Genomic DNA, 3088 nt, shown 5'->3' on the forward strand with positions numbered 1-3088 from the left:
TGCGATCGCCATCGGATCCGCATCGGAAGCGCAAAAAGACGGCGGTATCGCCATCGGATCAACGGCAATAGCGACACAAGAGTTCGGCGTCGCTCTCGGTGCGGGCAGCATTGCCGATAGAGATGCGGGAGTAAGCGGCTATTTGGCGGGAGATGACACGTCGGAAGCATGGCAGGCGACAGTAGCGGCGGTTGCTGTCGGCAATGAGGAGGAAGGATTTTCCCGTCAGATTACGGGCGTTGCCGCCGGCACGAAAGATACCGATGCGGTGAACGTCGTCCAGCTGAAAAAATTGGAAAGCAACGTAAACGAACAAATGACGGGTTTGGATACACGTATCACAACGAACACTGCAAATATTACTGCGAACACTGAAAACATCACCGTTTTGAACGGACGAGTCGATCAACTGGACACGAGAGTCGACAGAATCGGCGCGGGCGCGGCGGCCTTGGCGGGACTTCATCCCTTGGATTATGATCCCGAAAACAAATGGGACTTCGCGGCGGGATACGGCCATTACAGCGGCGCGAACGCGGTAGCCATCGGCGCCTTCTATCGGCCGACCGCAAACACCATGTTCAGCGTTGGCGGCTCATTCGGCGGCGGTGAAAACATGCTCAATGTCGGTTTCTCGATGAAAGTAGGACAGGGAACGGGCATCAGTACTTCCAAAATTGCCATGGCGAACGAAATCAAAGATCTGAAAACAGCGAATGAGATCATGCAGAACGAAAACGGAGAAATCAAGAACGAAAACAGAGAAATCAAGAATGAAAATAAAGAGATGAGGAACGAAATCGAAATTTTGAAACAACAAGTGCAGAAGCTCATGGCAGCGAAATAGGAAACAGAAACGAAAAGGGTCACCGCACTTGCGGTGATCCTTTTTACATGGAAAGCTCGGGTTTGGCGGGCGTCGGAGTAAACATGAAATCCCTTTCATGTATCCTTGGACGTATGAATACGTCAAAGGCCTTTGCGAACAAGGCATTATCGAAGGCTATCCGGACGGAACCTTTGCCGGAGACCGCAGCATGACACGTTACGAACTCGCCGCCATGCTTTACAGAGCATTGGCGAAAGGCGTCAGCCTCGATGCCCGCGCGGTGCAGGAATTCGCCCCCGAGCTGGCGCGAATCCGCGTTGATGTCATCACGAAAGACAACGACGGACAACCGGTCATCGAACGCGTCCGTGTGAATGAAGAACAGCAAGCGAAATAAAATTTCATAAACGCGGCATCGCCGATTATGGAAAAACCTCAAGGAAATAAAAAAACTTGAGGTTTTTTCTATGAAAAAAATAAAATATTTGATGATTGACAGGAATTTCGAGGGGGGGGTAACATTAAGGCAAGCATTACCCTTTATTAATTTTTTATTTGTAGCATGGGAGGGGTGTACTTATGAACAGAGTATACAAGGTGATTTGGAATAGGGGTAAAAACAGTTGCTCCGTGGTATCGGAAATCGCGAAAAATCGCGGCAAAGTTTCGATCTGCCGCAACAAAGCGGTGATGGCCGCGATGGTTCTGTCCTTGCTGTCCGCGGGCAGTCTCGCCTACGCGGAAGATCCCGCGACTCCGGTGGATCCGGATAGCTGGAGAACGCATTATGTCTCGATCCATTCCAATGACAGCGCCAATCCTGTGGGAACTAATTGGCTTAATGACGGAGCGAAAGCTCTTGGCGGTATCGCCATCGGACCTCGTACAGGCGCGCAGGGAGAGTATGGTACGGCGGTAGGATCCTACGCGCAAGCGGACGGTGAACAGGCGAGCGCCTTCGGCGTGGCGGCCAATGCGAGCGGAGTAGCTGCCACAGCGGCGGGAACCAATGCGAAGGCCACGGGGACAGCGGCTACAGCGACGGGAAGCGCCGCCGTTGCGAATGGAGAAATCGCGGCTGCTTTCGGTTCCGCAGCTAAGGCGACCGGGACGGCTGCCACAGCGGTGGGAGGTAATGCCGTTGCGAATGAAAGAACCGCGTCTGCTTTCGGTTCTGCAGCTAACGCGACCGGAGTAGGTGCTACGGCTCTCGGATCTTGGGCTCAGGCGAAAAGCAATGAATCGGTAGCGGTCGGCGCTTTTGCAGAGGCGGACAACCTTGCGGCGGCGATTGGTTCGCAAGCGAAAGCGACCGGTCAACAGTCGGCCGCAGTTGGCGGAAGAGCGGAAGCGCAAGCGGTCGGCAGTTTGGCCCTCGGATCGCTGGCAAGGGCGACGCAAATTGGCGGTGTTGCTCTCGGTGGGAACAGCCTTGCCGACAGACAGGCGAAAGTCTGGGGCTTTGACGCGTCGGCAGGCAATGCCATGAATGAAGATACTTTGCTGGGCGAGAAAAAAGCGGAACGCGCGCAAGCAATAGATAAACTTAACGGTCTGCGAGGAGAGCTACAACAATTACAGGCCCAATTCATCGAAAGCAGTAAAAAAGATCCCATTGGCAAACCATCCGATGCGACGAAACAAATTCAAGAAAATCTGAAAAATAAAACGGATGAATTTAACGCGCAATTCAAATTGGTAAACGGATATGTAAATGCATGGCAATCCATCGACGGAGCGGTTTCTGTAGGAAATGCGGACCTGGGAGTTACCCGTCAGATTACGGGCGTCGCCGCCGGCACGGAAGACACTGACGCGGTGAACGTGGCGCAGATCAAAGCCATCACGAAGCAAATGGAAGAGCAAGCGACCCACTATTTCTCCGTTAACGCGAATGACAGTGCCAAGCCTGAGGGAACGAACTGGAATAATGACGGGGCCAAAGGTGTCGCCGCGATAGCGGTCGGACCGCGCGCGGGAGCGCAGGGCGATTACGGTACGGCGGTAGGATCCTCCGCGCAAGCGGGCGGAGTCGCTGCCACAGCTACGGGAAGCAGTGCAAAAGCCATGGGAGAATTTTCTACAGCGACGGGAAGTAATGCCGTTGCGAATGGAAAAATCGCGTCTGCCTTCGGTTCCGCAGCTAACGCGACCGGGACGGCTGCCACAGCGGCGGGAAGTATTTCCGTTGCGAATGGAGACCCCGCGTCTGCTTTCGGTTCCGCAGCTAAAGCGAGCGGGAAAGCTTCCACGGCTCTC

The 3088-nt window shown here is 54.1% G+C and carries 3 protein-coding genes; all 3 read left to right on the forward strand.

Features of this window, described 5'->3' with window-relative positions:
- Positions 1-847: YadA-like family protein (locus KH813_RS06315; protein ID WP_303994502.1), on the forward strand; the 847-nt coding region annotated here is incomplete at its 5' end.
- 97 nt (positions 848-944) lie between these two features.
- Entirely contained in the window at positions 945-1226 is a 282-nt protein-coding gene (locus KH813_RS06320; protein WP_303994503.1) for an S-layer homology domain-containing protein, read from the forward strand.
- Positions 1227-1408: 182 nt separating this feature from the next.
- The coding region (locus tag KH813_RS06325; protein WP_303994504.1) for an ESPR-type extended signal peptide-containing protein at positions 1409-3088 on the forward strand (1680 nt) is incomplete at its 3' end.

Source organism: Negativicoccus succinicivorans (genome assembly GCF_018373335.1).
In the GTDB taxonomy this organism is placed as follows: domain Bacteria; phylum Bacillota; class Negativicutes; order Veillonellales; family Negativicoccaceae; genus Negativicoccus; species Negativicoccus succinicivorans_A.